This is a genomic window from Ignavibacteria bacterium (genome assembly GCA_017302895.1).
Taxonomy (GTDB): domain Bacteria; phylum Bacteroidota; class Ignavibacteria; order Ignavibacteriales; family Ignavibacteriaceae; genus UTCHB3.
In genome coordinates, this window is record JAFLBV010000004.1 from 154070 (window position 1) to 170095 (window position 16026).

Sequence of the window (16026 nt, forward strand, 5' to 3'; positions counted from 1 at the left end):
CTTGTAAAATAATTTAGGAAAAAGATCAAGACTCCGCTGATGCTTTTTCAGCTTCCTTTTCTTTTTTAGTGGCAGCAGCAGCTTCACGGGCTTCCTGTCTCTGCTGAGCCATTTGGTTTGCTGCTTCGTTATAGTCAACCAGCTCGATGATAGCCATCTGTGCGGCATCACCAAGTCTTACTGCAGTTCTAACGATGCGGGTATAACCACCTTTTCTGTCGCCCACGGCAGGAACGACATTATTGAAAAGTTCCTTCGCAGCTTCTTTATGTCTGAGAGCGCTCATCACTATTCTCATATCGTGAAGGGTTCCCTTGCGGGCTCTTGTGATAAGAGGTTCAGCAAAAGATCTTAATTCCTTTGCTTTAGCGATAGTGGTCTCAATCCTCTTGTGTAAAAAGAGGGAAGCTGCAAGATTTTTCAACAACGCATTTCTATGGCTGTGAGTTCTTTTTAATTTTCTGCCTTTAACTTGATGTCTCATTTCTTAAACCTTCATCCGGATTAGTTTGAACTGCTGTCTTCTTTAATATAATCGTCGATATTCATACCGAACTCGAGGCCCAGTGTTTCAACGATTTCCATCAATTCTGCGAGTGACTTTCTGCCGAAATTTCTGAATTTAAGCATTTCAGCTTCGTCTTTTGCCACAAGATCAGAGATGGTTTTGATATTCGCAGCTTTAAGGCAATTATGAGCGCGCACACTTAATTCAAGATCATCCACATTGGTCAGAAGTATTTTCTTGATTCTTTCTCTTTCGGAATCTTTCTTTACTTCTTCATGGCTCTCTTCCTGTTCAATATCAAAGTTGATAAAGAGCTGCAAGTGATCTCTCATTATTTTAGCTGCTTGTGTTAAAGCGTCATCCGGTGTTATCGATCCATCGGTTGCAACATTGATGATCAATTTTTCGTAATCGTTTCTGTCGCCGATACGGACATTTTCAATCTCGTATGTGGCATTCACGATTGGCGAATAAATTGAATCGATTGCAATAGTGCCAAGAGGATACTCGGCTGACTTGTTTTCTACAGCCGGAACATATCCTTTACCTTTGCCAACACGAAGTTCAATCTCGAACTTTGCATTTTCCTGCAGAGTTGCGATGTGCAATTCAGGATTCAATACTTCCAGATCTGCGGTATATTTTTGAATGTCAGCGGCTGTTATCACTTTCGGTCCCTGAACCGTAAACTCGATCTTCGCCGGTTTTTTATTCAATAATTTTAATCTGACCTGCTTCAGATTAAGGATAATTTCAGTTACATCTTCTACAACACCGGGGATTGTACTGAATTCATGAAGTACTCCACCAAACTTTACTGCTGTAAACGCTGCACCCGGTAGAGAAGAAATCAATATTCTTCTTAGAGAGTTACCAACGGTTACACCGTAGCCCCTCTCAAGCGGCTGCAGGAAAAACCTGCCAAAAGTATTGCTGTACGACGACTCTTCGCAAATTACAGCTTCCGGTATCTTTAGATATGATCCACTCATTTAAACCTCTAAAAATTTCTTTTTTGTTATTTAGAGTACAACTCTACAACGAACTGTTCGTTCACATTAAGTTGTATGTCTTCTCTTTCGGGAACATTAACAAAAGTACCGCTCAGGGTTGCTTTGTCCACTGTTAACCATGGATGCACATTGTCTTTTACTCTCTTTAGAGAATTGTGGACGATGTCCAATTGTTTGCTCTTGTCTTTTACCTTGATCACATCACCCGGCATCAGGGTATAAGAAGGAATATCTACGATAAATCCGTTTATAAGGATGTGTCTGTGGCGAACGAGCTGACGGGCAGCCTTACGCGAAGGAGCAAAACCCAATCTGAAAACTACATTATCCAGTCTTCTTTCAAGAAGCTGAAGCATGTTGGTACCTGTAATACCTTTTTGTCTTGAAGCCTTTTCGAAAAGGTTTCTAAACTGGGTTTCGAGGACACCATAAATTCTTTTGATTTTCTGTTTTTCTCTTAACTGAATACCATACTCGGAAACTTTGGATTTTCTTGAGGTGCCGTGCTGACCCGGAGGGTAGTTTTTCTTTTCCAGCGGACACTTTTCGGTGAAGCATTTGCTTCCTTTCAAGAAAAGCTTTTGCTTCTCCCTTCTACACAATTTACAAACCGAACCGGTGTATCTTGCCATTTAATAACTCTCCAATAATAAAATTAAACTCTTCGTCTTTTGGGTGGCCTGCAACCGTTGTGTGGTATCGGTGTAATATCTTTAATCGATGTGATCTCGAAACCAACATTTACTAAAGCTCTTATAGCAGATTCTCTACCTGCACCGGGGCCCTTTACTCTTACTTCTACTCTTCTCAAGCCCATGTCATAGGCTTCTTTGGCTGCAGCTTCACTGGTAACCTGCGCAGCGAATGGTGTATTCTTACGCGAACCTTTGAAACTGTTCCTTCCTGCGGTCGACCATGAAATGGTGTTTCCGTATATATCAGTCAGAGTGACCAACACATTGTTGAAGGATGCTTTTATATGAGCGATGCCGTTCGCATCGACTACATGTTTTTTCTTAACTTTTTTGGTAGTTTTAGCCAATTAATAATCCTCCGATTTTCAATTACTTCTTAGCAGCAGCTTTTTTCTTGCCTGCAACCGTTTTTCTCTTGCCTTTTCTCGTACGGGAATTGGTTCTTGTTCTTTGTCCTCTTGCAGGAAGACCTCTTCTGTGCCTCAAACCTCTGTAAGTACCGATATCTATTAAGCGTTTGATGTTGAGCTGAACTTCAGAGCGCAGCGCACCTTCAACCTTAAAATCTGCCTGAATAACGGATCTAATGTTACCTACTTCATCTTCTGTAAGTGAACCGACTTTTCTGTCAGGGTCGATTTCTGCTTTTTGCAGTATCTCGTCAGCGATTGACGGACCTATACCAAAAATGTACTGCAGGCCGTAATAAATCTTCTTATTCTTTGGTAAATCTACACCAGCTATACGTGCCAATTAAATTTCTCCTTAAAAAAATTTCTATCCTTGTCGTTGTTTATGCTTTGGGTTCTTGCAGATAACCCTGAGAGTCCCTTTTCTCTTGATTATTTTGCAATGCTCGCATATTTTTTTTACTGAAGCTCTTACTTTCATCTAATACTCCGTTATTTATACCGGTAAGTTATTCTTCCTTTAGTCAAATCATACGGGGATAACTCTATCGATACACGATCGCCTACCAGAATCTTGATAAAATGCATACGCATCTTACCGGAGATGTGAGCCAGGATTTCGTGCCCGTTCTCTAACTTTACCTTAAAACTTGCGTTAGGTAGAGTCTCGGTTATTACTCCGTCAACTTTTATTGGTCCTTGTTTTGCCATTTACTCTATGGTTAAGATTTCCGGTTTTGTTCCGTTTACCAAAATGGTATGCTCAAAATGAGCAGATGGCAATCCATCAATTGTTTTTATTGTCCAGCCATCACTCAATTCGTATACCTCATATTTACCTGTGTTAACCATTGGCTCTATAGCCAGTGTCATGCCGCTTTTCAGTTTCTTCCCGGTCCCCTTTATTCCGTAATTCGGAATTGAAGGGTCTTCGTGAAGATACCTGCCGACACCATGCCCGCATAAAGCTCTTACTACAGAATAGCCGTTGGCTTCGACATACTGCTGAACTGCGTAAGAAATATCGTGAACACGGTTGCCTTCTACGGCCTGCTCAATCCCCAGATATAAAGACTTTTCAGTTACATCCATGAGATGTTGCTTTTTCGTATCCTCACCAATGAGAACACTAAGTGCGGCATCTCCGTAGAAACCGTTTTTCTTTACACCCACATCGATCGAAACCAGATCCCCTTCCGTAACTGTTCTGCTGCCCGGTATACCGTGGACAACAACATCGTTAATTGAGATACATAAAGTACCCGGAAACGGGGGGGTCCCTGTCTGGCGATACCCTTTGAATGCCGGAATACCTCCACGACTTTTGATGTGATCTTCAGCCATTTTGTCCAGCTCTTCTGTGGTAACCCCGACCTTTACATTTTTCTTCACCAGATTCAGTGTCTCTGCCACTATCCGGCAACTCTCGCGGATGGCATCGATCTCTCTGGCATTTTTAATATGAATCACTCTATCAGTACGATCTTTTTCTTACCAGCTTCCCGCCCTTCATGAATCCGTCATAGTGTCTCATGACCATCATGGAGTTTATCTGATTCATTGTATCAAGTGCAACACCAACTACGATGAGCAAACTTGTTCCTCCGTAAAACTGTGCGAATGTTGGAGCAATATTGAACCTGGAAATAAATGCAGGCAATATGGCAACCGCAGCGAGGAAAATTGAACCCGGGAGGGTGATCTTTGTAAGAATATTGTCAATAAATTCAGCAGTCTGTTTTCCAGGTCTGATACCCGGAATAAATCCACCCTGCCTCTTCATGTTGTCAGCAACTTCCTTCGGATTGAAAGCGATTGCTGTGTAGAAGTAGGTAAAGAAGATAATAACAATTGCATAGAAAAATGAATATACAAATGATGTATAGTTGAAATATCCGGCAATCGACTGTATGAACTCACTGTCAGGGAAAAATGAAAGCAGTGTGTTTGGAATAAACATGATCGCCTGAGCGAAGATGATCGGCATTACACCTGCAGTGTTAACCCTTAGAGGGATATACTGAGTTACGCCGCCGTAAACTTTTCTTCCAACCACTCTTTTAGCATATTCCACCGGTATTCTTCTTGTTCCCTGTGTCACAAGTATTACACCTGCTATCACGAAAACGAGGAAGATTATCAGGATCAATGAAATGATAAGGTTGCCACCCGCCTGTACTGACTGATATTCAGCAAGAAATGCATAGGGCAGTCTGTCGATAATTCCGATAAAGATAATAAGAGATATACCGTTTCCGATACCCCGTTCTGTAATCTGCTCACCCATCCACATCATAAAGATGGTGCCGGCGGTTAGAATCAGAACTGACTGTATCAGCCACATTGTATGATCGATTCCGGGAGCGACAATACCGCCACCACTGGCTGTACTGTTAAGGGTGAAAGCTGTTCCCCAGGCTTGAAGACCTGCGATGAGAACAGTTCCGACTCTCGTCATCTGGTTAATTTTTTTCCTTCCTTCTTCACCTTCCTGTTGAAGTTTGGCGATTGAAGGAAGAACTGCTGCTGCCAACTGTAAAATAATTGACGCAGAGATGTAGGGCATAATACCCAATGCAAAGATGGCTGCGTTTTTAAAAGCGCCGCCAACAAAAAGATCGTAGAGACCAAAGAGTGAATCACTGTTTTGTCTTTGCATAGCTTCCTTAAGGAGGCTGCTGTCAACCCCGGGAAGTGCTATGTGTGCACCCACTCTTACGATCAAAAGAATAAGAAGAGTGTATAAAACTCTCTTCCTTAGTTCTTCGATCTTAAATATATTTGTGATAACTTCGATAAAACGCTGCATTGATACTCAGTCTAGATTGTTACTGTTTTGCCACCGGCTGCTTCGATTTTTTCGATTGCCGATTTACTGAATTGATGTCCGTTTACTGTAACTGCTGCACTAAGATCTCCTGTTCCCAAAACCTTTATTGGGCGGTTGGGGGTGGAAATAATTCCTGCCTGAAGAAGAATCTCGATTGTAACGGTATTTTCAACAAGCTTGCCGGCATCAGCGAGCTTCTGAATATCATACAAATTAACTGCCTGATAATAGATTTTGAACGGAGGTGTAAAACCGAATTTTGGAACACGGCGCTGGATTGGCATCTGACCACCCTCAAACCATGCTCTGTGATTTGCACCGGATCTCGACATCTGACCGTTCGATCCTCTGGTTGCTGTTTTACCGTGTCCCGATCCCGATCCGCGGGCAACTCTTTTTCTTTTCTTTACTGCGCCTTTTGCAGGCTTCAAATTGCTAAGATAACTCATTTTTCTTTAGTCCTGAATTTCTTCCACTTTAACAAGATGTGCTACTTTTCTTATCATTCCTCTGATCTGAGGCGTATCGTTGTGTTCAACAAACCTGTTAGGTCTGCTCAGCCCAAGAGCCTCAATAGTAGCTTTCTGATCTTTGGGTCTGTCGATAACACTTTTCGTTTGAGTTATTTTTAATTTCATTTTTCTCTCCGATCTATAAGGTAAACATCTCTTTAACAGAAAGACCTCTGAGAGCAGCAATGTCTTTTGCGCTTCTAAGTTCCATTAAGCCTGCTAAAGTAGCTTTTACCTGATTATGGGGATTACTTGAACCAAGTGATTTGGTAAGGACATCCTGAACACCGGCTGCTTCGAGAACAGCACGAACTCCACCACCAGCGATAAGACCGGTTCCGGGTGTCGCAGGTTTAAGCATAACTTTTCCTGCGCCGAATTTGCCGATGATTTCATGCGGTAATGTGTGTGATCCAATAAGTACCTGTTTCAGGTTCTTTCTTGCATCATCAATTCCTTTTTGGATGGCATCTGTAACTTCATTGGCTTTACCAAGTCCGATACCGACAAGCCCGTTTCCGTTTCCAACAACAACAATGGCGTTAAAACCAAATCTTCTACCGCCTTTTACAACCTTGGCAACACGGTTTATATGAACAACTTTTTCTTTAAAGCCGTCATTGCTCGTATTTCTATTGCTCTTCAAATTTTTAACTCCGTTTCTCTAATTATCTCTGCTGCCGAGGGAGGATTCGAACCTCCACATACGGCTCCAAAGGCCGCTGTCCTGCCGTTAGACGACTCGGCAATCGTTTAGAATTGTAATCCGCCTTCTCTAAGTCCGTCGGCAAGGGCTTTCACACGGCCGTGATATCTGTAGCCATTCCTGTCGAAGACTATCGAAGTGATGTTCTTTTCCTGTGCTTTTTTAGCAAGAAAGAGGCCAACAACTTTCGATTTTGCGGTTTTTCCTTTAGCGTTTTTAATGTCTTCCTGCAACTCTTTAGTAAGAGAGGAAGCAGCAAGCACTGTTGCACTGGCACTGTCGTCTATCAGTTGTGCATAAATCTGATTGAGGCTGCGGGTTACTGTCAGTCTTGGACTTTCAGGAGTTCCCGAAACTTTCGCTCTGATTTTGGTTTTTATTTTTAATCTTGAATTCTTTTTACTCATTACTTCAGCTCCGCTTATTTTTTACCGGCTGTTTTTCCGGCTTTTCTTCTGATTGTTTCATTGGAGTATTTAATACCTTTTCCTTTGTAAGGTTCAGGCTTCCTAAACGATCTTATTTTTGCCGCTACAAGACCGACGGCTTCTTTGTTTATTCCGCTGATGATTATCTGTGTAGGTGTGGTCACCTGCAAAGTGATGTCATCTGGAGGGATGAAGTAAATAGGATGTGAATATCCGAGTGACAGAAGAAGGTTTTTTTCTCTTGCTTCCACCTTGTAACCAACACCCACTATATCCAAAGTTTTGGAATAACCCGCGCTTACGCCGGTTACCATGTTCTGAATCAGTGATCTGGTCAATCCGTGCAGGGCTCTGCTTTCTTTCTGATCATCTTTTCTGGTAACAACCAGAGTGTCATTCTCATGCTTGATTTCGACAGCATCTCTGAAAGACCTCTCGAGCTGTCCTTTCGGCCCTTTTACGGTCACAGTATTACCATTAATGGTAACAGTAACGCCATTTGGTATTTCTACCGGTTTTTTACCTATTCGTGACACTTTATTGCTCCGTTTATGATTTTACCAAATATAGCAGAGGACTTCGCCGCCAACATTGGCGCGCTTTGCCTGCTTATCTGTCATTATTCCACTGGATGTGGATAAAATTGCTATTCCGTAACCGTTGAGTACTCTTGGGAGTTCATCCACGGATTTGTAAACCCGAAGACCGGGGGTGCTTACTTTTTTCAAGCCGTTAATTGCAGGCTTGCCTTGCGAATATCTTAAGAGGACTCTCAAAACATTCTGTTTATTGTCAGGAATTACTTCAAAATCGTAGATATAGCCATATTTTTTAAGAAGCCCGGCGATAGCTACTTTCATATTCGATGAAGGAATCTCAACTCTTCTCTTGTTAGCCTTGATTGCATTTCTCAATCTGGTCAAGAAATCGGCTATTGGGTCAGACATTGTCATTTTTTAAGAATCTCCTTTTACCAACTTGATTTCTTCACGCCGGGTATTTCACCACGCAAAGCTTTTTCTCTGAAGACCAATCTGGACACGCCAAATTTTCTGTAATAACTTCTCGCTCTTCCTGTCATCATGCATCTGTTGTGAAGACGGACAGAAGAGGAATTTTTAGGAAGCTTCTGCAGACCCTCATAATCGCCGGCTGCTTTCAATTCTTCTCTGATTTTCTTATACTGTTCGTATAATCTTTCTCTTTTTGCTTCTCTGGCTATAAGACTTTTTCTTGCCATTAATAAAACCTCAGTTTAACTGTTAGTTACCTTTTTTTCTGAAGGGGAATCCAAACGCAGCCAATAATTCGAAAGCTTCGGCATCGGTTTTTGCGTTGGTCACAATTGTAATATCCATACCTAAAATGCGTGTTACCTTGTCAACATCAATTTCAGGGAATATAATCTGTTCTTTCACTCCGAAGGTGTAGTTTCCTCTGCCATCGAATGATTTGTCAGACAAGCCCTTGAAATCTCTTACCCTTGGGAGGGCGATGTTTACAAGCCTGTCGAAGAACTCATACATTCTGTCTCTTCTTAAGGTAACTTTTACCCCGATATTCATACCGGCTCTAAGCTTGAAGTTCGAAATAGCCTGTTTGGCTTTTCTGATGGTTGGTTTCTGTCCTGTGAAAGCCTCAAGATTTTTTACGGCTTCTTCAAGGATTTTGGGATCGGCAATAGCATCACCAACACCCATGTTTACAACTATTTTCTCCAGCTTTGGAACCTGCATTACATTTTTATACTGAAATTTGGTCGTGAGCGCAGGCATCACATCTTTTTTGTAAAATTCAAAAAGTCTGCAGGGGATCTTTACTGCCGGTTCAGCAGTTTCCTTTGCGGCCTTTTTTTCTTTAACTTCAGGTTTTTGTTTTGTTTTTTCTGCCATTTTCTGAAACCTTGGTCCTTGTTTATATCATTTCACCGCTTTTAACACTGACGCGGACTACTTTCTCTTTACCGGTTTTTTCGTCCACTATCAGCTTTCCGCCCAATCTTGAAGGTTCACCAGTTTTCGTATCGATAATCATCACATTCGAAACATGGATGGGAGCTTCTTTTTCAATAATGCCACCCTGAGGGTTAGCCTGATTGGGTTTTGTATGTCTTTTTCTTAAGTTAACACCTTCAACGATGACGCGGTCAGTTTTCTTGAAGATTTTCAGAATTCTGCCTTTGGCACCTTTGTCGTTTCCGGCAATAACTACAACTTTATCATTTTTTTTAAGATTTATTTTAGCCATTTTATCCTCTACAAAACTTCAGGAGCCAAAGAAACTATTTTCATGTAGTTTCTTTCTCTAAGTTCTCTTGCAACGGGTCCAAAGATACGGGTACCTTTAGGTTCGCCCTGGTTATTAAGAAGTACGGCAGCATTCTCATCAAAGCGAATGTAAGAACCGTCTTTGCGTCTTACTTCCTTCTTTGTGCGAACGATAACAGCCTTTGATACATCACCTTTTTTAACCCCGGCGTTAGGTATGGCAGCCTTCACGGAAACCACAATAAGGTCTCCTACGCTGGCGTATCTTCTATTGCTGCCACCAAGCACTCTAATACATTTCAATCTTTTAGCGCCGGAATTATCGGCAGCTACTAAATTTGTTTCTTCCTGAATCATTTTTTTCTCCGGTAAAAGCTACTTTGCTTTGATCAAAGTTTCAACTAAACGCCATCTTTTATTTTTGCTGAGAGGGCGGGTTTCCATAATCTTAACGATATCGCCAATCTGGCAACCGTTAAGGTCATCGTGCGCCATCAGTTTGGTTGTACTTTTATAGTACTTTTTGTAGATCGGATGAGCAACCCTTCTCTCGATAGCCACGACCACAGTCTTGTCCATCTTGTTACTGACTACTTTTCCGATTCTGGTTTTTCTGTTATTTCTTTCCATTCTCTAAGAAGCTCCTGGTGATTAATTATTCTGAGCTTTTAATTCACGCTCTTTCTTAATGGTAAGAAGGCGTGCAATAGTTTTTCTTGTGTTGCTTATTGCAGCAGGATTTGCTTCTTGCTTCAGCGCATTTCTGAACTTTAAGTTGTTCAAAGCTTCATAATTTTCAGCAAGTGCGGTTTTAAGTTCTTCAGATGTCAGTTCTCTGATCTCTTTCAACTTCATTTCTCTACTCCTGTTCGAAATCGGGTCTGGCTACGACCTTGGTTTTAATGGGGAGTTTATAAGAGCAAGTACCCAAAGCTTCTTTGGCTATCGCTTCACTTACTCCTGCTACTTCAAACATAATTCTTCCCGGTTTGATAACTGCTACCCAAAACTCAGGTGCGCCTTTACCTTTACCCATACGAGTTTCCAAAGGTTTTTTGGATACCGGCTTATCGGGAAATATTCTGATCCATACTTTACCGTCTCTTTTCATTTTTCTTGAAAGAGTGATACGGCATGCTTCTATCTGACGGCTGGTAATCCAGGCCGGTTCAAGTGCTTTCAGACCAAAATCTCCGAACGAAACCGAGGAGCCACGATAGGCTTTACCGGTCATTCGTCCTCGTTGGGCTCTTCTAAATTTAACTCTTTTTGGCATTAACATGACAGCATTCTCCGAATTTTAGTCTGATACTCTTTTACCTAAAATCTCGCCGCGGCATATCCATACCTTGATGCCGATGGAACCATAAATGGTTTCGGCTCTGCCGTTGGCGTAATCAATATCCGATCTGAGAGTATGAAGTGGAGTTCTTCCTTCTTTGTACTGCTCTGTTCTTGCCATCTCAGCTCCGCCAAGACGACCCGCGCACATTATCTTTATCCCTTCACCGCCTGCTTTCATAGTGGATGAAAGTGCTGTCTTCATCGCTCTTCTGAAAGATATTCTTCCTTCAAGCTGACGGGCAACATTTTCTGCCACGAGATAAGCATCGAGTTCCGGTTTTTTGATTTCGGATACTTGTACTTTAACTTCTTTATTGGTAATCTGCTTCAATTCTTCTTCAAGCTTCTGAATTTCAGAACCGCTCTTACCGATAACGAGACCGGGTTTTGCAGTATGTATCGTAACGATAACATTCTTTGTGGTTCTGTCGATCACGATGCGTGAAACAGAGGCTGATTTCAGTCTTCTTCTAACATAACTTCTTAACTGATCATCCTCTTTAAGCTTTACAGCATAACTCTTGTTTTCAAACCAGTTCGATTCCCAACCTCTGATAATTCCAACTCTGATTCCAATTGGATGAGTTTTCTGACCCAATTTAAGCCTCCTGTCCTTTAATATTGATTGATGATACTACTACCGTAAGGTGGCACATTCTTTTTCTTACGCGGTAAGCTCTACCCATTGGTGCCGGTAGTACCCTCTTCATTGCAGGACCATTGTTCACAAATATTTCTTTTATGTAAACATTTTCCGGTTGAATTCTGGCTTCTTCGTTGTTGTTTATCAAGTTCGAAACTGCTGATTTGATAACTTTCAAAGCATCTTTTGAAGCGTGTTTAGGCTGGAACTGTAACGACTCCATAGCCTTCACTGCATTCATGCCTCTTACGAGATCTACAACGAGTCTCATTTTCCTTGGCGAGGATGGGATAAATCTATATGTTGCTTTTGCTTCCATTTTCTTTCGTCCTATCTAGCTCTTGAGGCTTTTTCTGCTTTGGTACCCGGGTGTCCCCTGAAAATTCTTGTGGGAGCAAATTCACCGAATTTGTGCCCGATCATATTCTCAGTGACATATACAGGAATCATTTTGTTACCGTTGTGCACTGCAACTGTGTGTCCTATAAAGTCCGGTGTTATCATCGAAGCTCTCGACCAGGTCTTAATGATCTTCTTCTGTCCTGATTCATTAAGCAACTGTACTTTTTTCAATAGCTTATAGTGAATAAATGGGCCTTTTTTTATGGATCTTGGCATACTTACTCTCTACTACTTTCTGCGTTTAACAATATATCTGTTGGAAGGATTTTTCCGTTTACGGGTCTTCAGACCTTTAGCAGCCTGACCCCATGGTGAAACAGGGTGACCACCGCCTGAAGTCTTTCCTTCTCCACCACCCATCGGGTGATCGACCGGATTCTTGGCAACGCCTCTGCTTAACGGTCTTCTGCCAAGCCATCTGTTGCGGCCGGCTTTTCCTAAACTTATATTTTCATGATCTGAATTTCCGACTGTACCATAGGTAGCCATACATTCGACTCTTACCACTCTCACCTCACCCGAAGGGAGTTTCAATGTGGCCATCTCTTTTTCTCTTGCGATTAGCTGTATGGATGATCCGGCACTTCTTGCAAGCTGTCCGCCTTTACCCGGTTTTAATTCAACATTGTGAATAAAACTTCCCACAGGGATCTCTCTGAGAGGGAGGGCGTTTCCAACTTTAATTTCAGATCCCGGACCAGAGGTTACTTTCTGACCAACTTTGATACCGGCGGGAGCAAGAATGTATCTTTTCTCACCGTCTTCATAGTGGAGCAGTGCTATTCTGCAGGTACGGTTTGGATCGTATTCAATAGAAAAGACTTTTGCGGGTACACCAAATTTGTTCCTCTTGAAGTCAATTATTCTATATTGTCTTTTGTGCCCACCGCCTTTGTGTCTTGAAGTCACGCGGCCATGATTGTTTCTACCGCCCGACTTGTCCAACGGAAGAAGTAAAGACTTCTCCGGTGTCGATTTAGTAATTTCAGCAAAATCTGAAACCGATCTAAATCTCGTCCCGGGTGTAGTGGGCTTATATTTTCTTATTGCCATTGCTCAAACTCCGGTCTGCTTCTAAGCTTGTTCAAATAATTCAATCTTATCGCCCTGTTTAAGAGTAACATAGGCTTTCTTGAACCGAGGCGTTTTTCCGGTGAACCTTCCGGTTTTCCTGAAAGATGTCTTTACCTTGCCTCTGTTTTTAATTGTGTTTACCGATATTACATTCACACCGAACTTTTTTTCAATCGCGTTTGCTATCTCAATTTTGTTCGAGCTCCAGCTTACTTCAAACCCGTATTTGCGGGCAGAAAGCATCTTAACGCTTTTTTCAGTGTATAGTGGCTTTACTAATACTTCTTTCATCTACTCAGCCGCTGCCTTTTCTTTAGAATAAGTATTGTTAAAATATTCTACCGCTCCTGACTGAAGGAGCAATACCTGGCTATTCAATATGTCGTATGTAGAAACACTGTTTACACTTAGAACTTTTACTCTCTCGATATTTCTACCTGATTTGTAAACATTCTCATTGTGTTCAGAAGTAAGAACAAGAACCTTTTTACCATCAAGCTTTAAAGCCTGGAGCAAAGAAACAAAGTCTTTAGTTCTGGGTGCTTCATATGTGAAGTTTTCTACAACAACCAATCTTTCTTCAGAATTCTTGAGCGAAAGAGCAGATCTCTTTGCGAGCATCGCAACTTTGCGCGGTACTTTTAACCGGTAGTCTCTTGGTTTTGGACCGAAGATTCTTCCGCCACCCACCCACAATGGTGATCTGGTTGTACCGGCACGCGCTCCGCCTCTTCCTTTTTGTCTCCAAGGCTTCTTGCCGCCGCCTCTAATTTCGCCTCTTTCTTTGCTTTTATGAGTACCTTGTCTTTGATTGGCAAGATACACCTTGGAAGCGAGGTAGAGTACATGATGATTGGGTTCTACCGAGAAAACTCCATCATTCAATTCTACCTGTCCGGAGACTGTACCGTCTGTTTTATAAACATCGACTAACATTTCTAACCTGAACTATTTTTTGTATAACTCTACAATTGAATTTATGGCACCCGGAACAGCGCCCTTAACTAAAATTATGTTTTTCTCTGCAATGATTCTTATGACCTGAAGATTTCTTACTGAGACATTATCATTTCCCATTCTTCCTGCCATTCTCTGACCCGGGAAAACCCTGGATGGATAAGATGATGCACCAATAGAACCGGGTGCTCTTAACCTGTCAGACTGACCGTGTGTCGTTCCGCCGACTCCACCGAAACCGTGCCTTCTCATAACGCCCTGAAATCCTTTACCTTTACTTTTGCCGGAGACTTTTATTTTCTCTCCAACAGTAAAGATACCGAGATCAATGCTGTCACCCACTTTATACTCTGCCACGGAATCTACGCGGAATTCTCTGAGATGACGCACCGGCTCAAGGTTGTTCTTTTTGAAGTGACCTAAGACCGGTTTGGTCAAATTTTTCTCTTTAACCTGACCAAAGCCTAACTGAATAGCGTTGTAGCCGTTGCTTTCAACACTTTTTACATCAGTTACGGTGCAGGGGCCTGCCTCGATGATGGTCACAGGTATTCTGTTGCCATTATCGTCAAATATAGCAGACATTCCAATTTTTTTACCAAGTATTCCTAACATATATTCTCCGCAATCCCTTAGAGTTTAATCTCTATGTCAACTCCGGCAGGGATATCTAGTTTACCTAAAGAATCGATTGTTTTAGCGCTAGAATTATGGATATCTATAATTCTTTTGTGTGTACGGGTCTCAAATTGTTCACGCGATTTTTTGTCGACATGAGGTGATCGTAATACCGTGTATATCGTTTTACGGGTAGGCAACGGTATCGGACCGGAAACCGAAGCTCCCGTACTTTTAACTGTTTTAATTATTTTTTCGGTCGATTTATCTATAAGTATATGATCGTACGATTTTAACTTAATTCTAATTTTCTTACCGGCCACTTTGATTTTCCTCGTTTTTTAAGACACAAAAGGGGAGGGATACCCTCCCCGTCTGTGATGCAATAAAGATTCTCTTACTCGATGATCTTGGTTACGGTTCCGGCACCCACAGTTCTTCCACCCTCACGGATAGCGAATCTGAGTCCTTCTTCCATAGCGATCTCGGAGATCAGTTTAACTCTCATTGACCTGTTGTCACCAGGCATTACGATGTCGTCAGCGTTTTCAAGTGTTACAACGCCGGTAACATCTGTTGTTCTGAAATAGAACTGTGGTCTGTAGCCATTCGAGAATGGTTTGTGACGGCCACCTTCTTCTTTCGAAAGTACATAAACCTGGCACTCGAATTCGGTGTGAGGAGTGATCGATCCTGGTTTGGCAAGTACCATACCTCTCTCGATTTCATCTTTACCAACACCGCGCATAAGGATACCGGCATTGTCACCAGCCTGAGCTTTATCAAGTTCTTTTCTGAACATCTCGATACCGGTGATAACGGTTTTCTTGTGCTGGCCAAGGCCTACGAGTTCGATTTCTTTTCCAAGCTCGATTTCGCCTCTTTCAACTCTACCTGTAGCAACTGTTCCACGACCTGTGATCGAGAAAACATCCTCTACCGGCATAAGGAATGGTTTGTCAACACTTCTTTCAGGGAGAAGAATCCACTCGTCAACTGCTGCCATCAAATTCCAGATACAGTTGTATCTTTCATCATCTGTTGGAGCGTTGCTTGCGCCGGCTTCGAGAGCCTGGAGAGCTGATCCTCTAACGATAGGTGTGTTGTCACCATCAAATTCATTCTTCTGGAGAAGTTCTCTAAGTTCCATTTCAACGAGCTCGAGAAGTTCTTCATCTTCCATCATGTCAACTTTATTGAGGAACACTACGATACGGGGAACACCTACTTGTCTTGCGAGAAGGATGTGCTCTCTGGTCTGTGGCATCGGTCCGTCAGTTGCAGCAACTACGAGGATAGCACCGTCCATCTGAGCAGCACCGGTGATCATGTTCTTTACATAATCCGCGTGACCAGGGCAGTCAACATGCGCATAGTGTCTGTTCTCTGTCGAGTACTCAACATGCGCAGTAGCGATTGTTATACCTCTTGCTTTTTCTTCCGGGGCGTTGTCGATAGAATCGAATGTTCTAACCTGCGACAAGCCTTTGTTTGCTAATGCCATCGTAATGGCGGCTGTCAAAGTTGTTTTTCCGTGGTCAACATGACCGATGGTTCCAATGTTGACATGCGGTTTAGACCTGTCAAATTTTTCTTTGGCCATCTGCTTATCTCCTATT

At 42.2% G+C, this 16026-nt stretch carries 31 protein-coding genes and 1 tRNA gene; all 32 read right to left on the reverse strand.

The genetic code is table 11. The features are described 5' to 3' along the window. Window positions 1-25 precede the first annotated feature (25 nt). Window positions 26-484: a 50S ribosomal protein L17 gene (gene rplQ / locus J0L60_14905; GenBank protein ID MBN8547421.1), complete on the reverse strand. Its 459-nt coding sequence runs from the start codon at window positions 482-484 to the stop codon at window positions 26-28. A gap of 20 nt (window positions 485-504) precedes the next feature. Beyond that, a complete protein-coding gene (locus tag J0L60_14910; GenBank protein MBN8547422.1) occupies window positions 505-1500 on the reverse strand; it encodes a DNA-directed RNA polymerase subunit alpha in 996 nt (331 codons plus the stop codon). 26 nt (window positions 1501-1526) lie between these two features. Next, window positions 1527-2153 carry a 30S ribosomal protein S4 gene (gene rpsD, locus J0L60_14915; GenBank protein MBN8547423.1) on the reverse strand — a complete coding sequence of 209 codons (627 nt, stop codon included), beginning with the start codon at window positions 2151-2153 and terminating at the stop codon, window positions 1527-1529. 23 nt (window positions 2154-2176) lie between these two features. Further along, window positions 2177-2563 carry a 30S ribosomal protein S11 gene (rpsK, locus tag J0L60_14920; GenBank protein ID MBN8547424.1) on the reverse strand — a complete coding sequence of 129 codons (387 nt, stop codon included), beginning with the start codon at window positions 2561-2563 and terminating at the stop codon, window positions 2177-2179. Between the two features lie 22 nt (window positions 2564-2585). Then, complete coding sequence (gene rpsM, locus J0L60_14925) at window positions 2586-2969, reverse strand: 30S ribosomal protein S13 (GenBank protein MBN8547425.1); 384 nt, start codon at window positions 2967-2969, stop codon at window positions 2586-2588. A 24-nt stretch (window positions 2970-2993) separates the two neighbouring features. Further along, window positions 2994-3107, reverse strand: coding sequence for a 50S ribosomal protein L36 (gene rpmJ, locus J0L60_14930; GenBank protein ID MBN8547426.1), 114 nt, complete (start codon window positions 3105-3107; stop codon window positions 2994-2996). An 11-nt stretch (window positions 3108-3118) separates the two neighbouring features. Beyond that, window positions 3119-3337, reverse strand: a complete 219-nt coding sequence (gene infA, locus J0L60_14935; protein MBN8547427.1) for a translation initiation factor IF-1 — start codon at window positions 3335-3337, stop codon at window positions 3119-3121. Then, complete coding sequence (map, locus tag J0L60_14940; GenBank protein MBN8547428.1) at window positions 3338-4096, reverse strand: type I methionyl aminopeptidase; 759 nt, start codon at window positions 4094-4096, stop codon at window positions 3338-3340. A gap of 4 nt (window positions 4097-4100) precedes the next feature. Next, window positions 4101-5435: a preprotein translocase subunit SecY gene (secY, locus tag J0L60_14945; GenBank protein ID MBN8547429.1), complete on the reverse strand. Its 1335-nt coding sequence runs from the start codon at window positions 5433-5435 to the stop codon at window positions 4101-4103. A gap of 11 nt (window positions 5436-5446) precedes the next feature. Then, the gene (rplO, locus tag J0L60_14950; GenBank protein ID MBN8547430.1) at window positions 5447-5905 is read right to left on the reverse strand and encodes a 50S ribosomal protein L15; all 459 of its coding nucleotides are present in this window, start codon (window positions 5903-5905) and stop codon (window positions 5447-5449) included. A gap of 6 nt (window positions 5906-5911) precedes the next feature. Beyond that, a complete protein-coding gene (rpmD, locus tag J0L60_14955) occupies window positions 5912-6094 on the reverse strand; it encodes a 50S ribosomal protein L30 (GenBank protein MBN8547431.1) in 183 nt (60 codons plus the stop codon). Between the two features lie 13 nt (window positions 6095-6107). Next, complete coding sequence (gene rpsE / locus J0L60_14960) at window positions 6108-6614, reverse strand: 30S ribosomal protein S5 (protein MBN8547432.1); 507 nt, start codon at window positions 6612-6614, stop codon at window positions 6108-6110. A gap of 31 nt (window positions 6615-6645) precedes the next feature. Then, window positions 6646-6716: transfer RNA gene (locus J0L60_14965), tRNA-Gln, on the reverse strand. Between the two features lie 5 nt (window positions 6717-6721). Beyond that, window positions 6722-7081 (reverse strand): 50S ribosomal protein L18, encoded by a 360-nt coding sequence (locus tag J0L60_14970; protein ID MBN8547433.1) that lies wholly within the window; start codon window positions 7079-7081, stop codon window positions 6722-6724. A 14-nt stretch (window positions 7082-7095) separates the two neighbouring features. Then, window positions 7096-7638 (reverse strand): 50S ribosomal protein L6, encoded by a 543-nt coding sequence (gene rplF / locus J0L60_14975; GenBank protein ID MBN8547434.1) that lies wholly within the window; start codon window positions 7636-7638, stop codon window positions 7096-7098. Window positions 7639-7659: 21 nt separating this feature from the next. Continuing rightward, window positions 7660-8055: a 30S ribosomal protein S8 gene (rpsH, locus tag J0L60_14980; GenBank protein ID MBN8547435.1), complete on the reverse strand. Its 396-nt coding sequence runs from the start codon at window positions 8053-8055 to the stop codon at window positions 7660-7662. A 17-nt stretch (window positions 8056-8072) separates the two neighbouring features. Continuing rightward, on the reverse strand, window positions 8073-8342 hold the full coding sequence (gene rpsN / locus J0L60_14985; protein ID MBN8547436.1) for a 30S ribosomal protein S14: 270 nt from the start codon (window positions 8340-8342) through the stop codon (window positions 8073-8075). Between the two features lie 22 nt (window positions 8343-8364). Continuing rightward, window positions 8365-8994, reverse strand: a complete 630-nt coding sequence (rplE, locus tag J0L60_14990; GenBank protein MBN8547437.1) for a 50S ribosomal protein L5 — start codon at window positions 8992-8994, stop codon at window positions 8365-8367. Window positions 8995-9016: 22 nt separating this feature from the next. Continuing rightward, window positions 9017-9340: a 50S ribosomal protein L24 gene (rplX, locus tag J0L60_14995; GenBank protein ID MBN8547438.1), complete on the reverse strand. Its 324-nt coding sequence runs from the start codon at window positions 9338-9340 to the stop codon at window positions 9017-9019. Between the two features lie 17 nt (window positions 9341-9357). Beyond that, on the reverse strand, window positions 9358-9726 hold the full coding sequence (rplN, locus tag J0L60_15000) for a 50S ribosomal protein L14 (GenBank protein ID MBN8547439.1): 369 nt from the start codon (window positions 9724-9726) through the stop codon (window positions 9358-9360). A gap of 18 nt (window positions 9727-9744) precedes the next feature. Further along, complete coding sequence (rpsQ, locus tag J0L60_15005) at window positions 9745-9999, reverse strand: 30S ribosomal protein S17 (protein ID MBN8547440.1); 255 nt, start codon at window positions 9997-9999, stop codon at window positions 9745-9747. Window positions 10000-10020: 21 nt separating this feature from the next. Next, on the reverse strand, window positions 10021-10224 hold the full coding sequence (rpmC, locus tag J0L60_15010; GenBank protein ID MBN8547441.1) for a 50S ribosomal protein L29: 204 nt from the start codon (window positions 10222-10224) through the stop codon (window positions 10021-10023). Between the two features lie 4 nt (window positions 10225-10228). Further along, window positions 10229-10651: a 50S ribosomal protein L16 gene (gene rplP, locus J0L60_15015; GenBank protein MBN8547442.1), complete on the reverse strand. Its 423-nt coding sequence runs from the start codon at window positions 10649-10651 to the stop codon at window positions 10229-10231. A gap of 18 nt (window positions 10652-10669) precedes the next feature. Then, complete coding sequence (gene rpsC / locus J0L60_15020; protein ID MBN8547443.1) at window positions 10670-11311, reverse strand: 30S ribosomal protein S3; 642 nt, start codon at window positions 11309-11311, stop codon at window positions 10670-10672. A 1-nt stretch (window position 11312) separates the two neighbouring features. Then, window positions 11313-11675 (reverse strand): 50S ribosomal protein L22, encoded by a 363-nt coding sequence (rplV, locus tag J0L60_15025; protein ID MBN8547444.1) that lies wholly within the window; start codon window positions 11673-11675, stop codon window positions 11313-11315. An 11-nt stretch (window positions 11676-11686) separates the two neighbouring features. Beyond that, window positions 11687-11974 (reverse strand): 30S ribosomal protein S19, encoded by a 288-nt coding sequence (gene rpsS, locus J0L60_15030; protein MBN8547445.1) that lies wholly within the window; start codon window positions 11972-11974, stop codon window positions 11687-11689. 12 nt (window positions 11975-11986) lie between these two features. Beyond that, a complete protein-coding gene (gene rplB / locus J0L60_15035) occupies window positions 11987-12811 on the reverse strand; it encodes a 50S ribosomal protein L2 (protein MBN8547446.1) in 825 nt (274 codons plus the stop codon). Between the two features lie 21 nt (window positions 12812-12832). After that, complete coding sequence (gene rplW, locus J0L60_15040; protein MBN8547447.1) at window positions 12833-13123, reverse strand: 50S ribosomal protein L23; 291 nt, start codon at window positions 13121-13123, stop codon at window positions 12833-12835. After that, window positions 13124-13768 carry a 50S ribosomal protein L4 gene (gene rplD, locus J0L60_15045; protein ID MBN8547448.1) on the reverse strand — a complete coding sequence of 215 codons (645 nt, stop codon included), beginning with the start codon at window positions 13766-13768 and terminating at the stop codon, window positions 13124-13126. 12 nt (window positions 13769-13780) lie between these two features. Next, entirely contained in the window at window positions 13781-14404 is a 624-nt protein-coding gene (gene rplC / locus J0L60_15050) for a 50S ribosomal protein L3 (GenBank protein MBN8547449.1), read from the reverse strand. A gap of 17 nt (window positions 14405-14421) precedes the next feature. After that, window positions 14422-14730 carry a 30S ribosomal protein S10 gene (gene rpsJ / locus J0L60_15055; protein MBN8547450.1) on the reverse strand — a complete coding sequence of 103 codons (309 nt, stop codon included), beginning with the start codon at window positions 14728-14730 and terminating at the stop codon, window positions 14422-14424. A 74-nt stretch (window positions 14731-14804) separates the two neighbouring features. Next, window positions 14805-16010 (reverse strand): elongation factor Tu, encoded by a 1206-nt coding sequence (tuf, locus tag J0L60_15060; protein ID MBN8547451.1) that lies wholly within the window; start codon window positions 16008-16010, stop codon window positions 14805-14807. Between the last annotated feature and the right edge of the window lie 16 nt (window positions 16011-16026).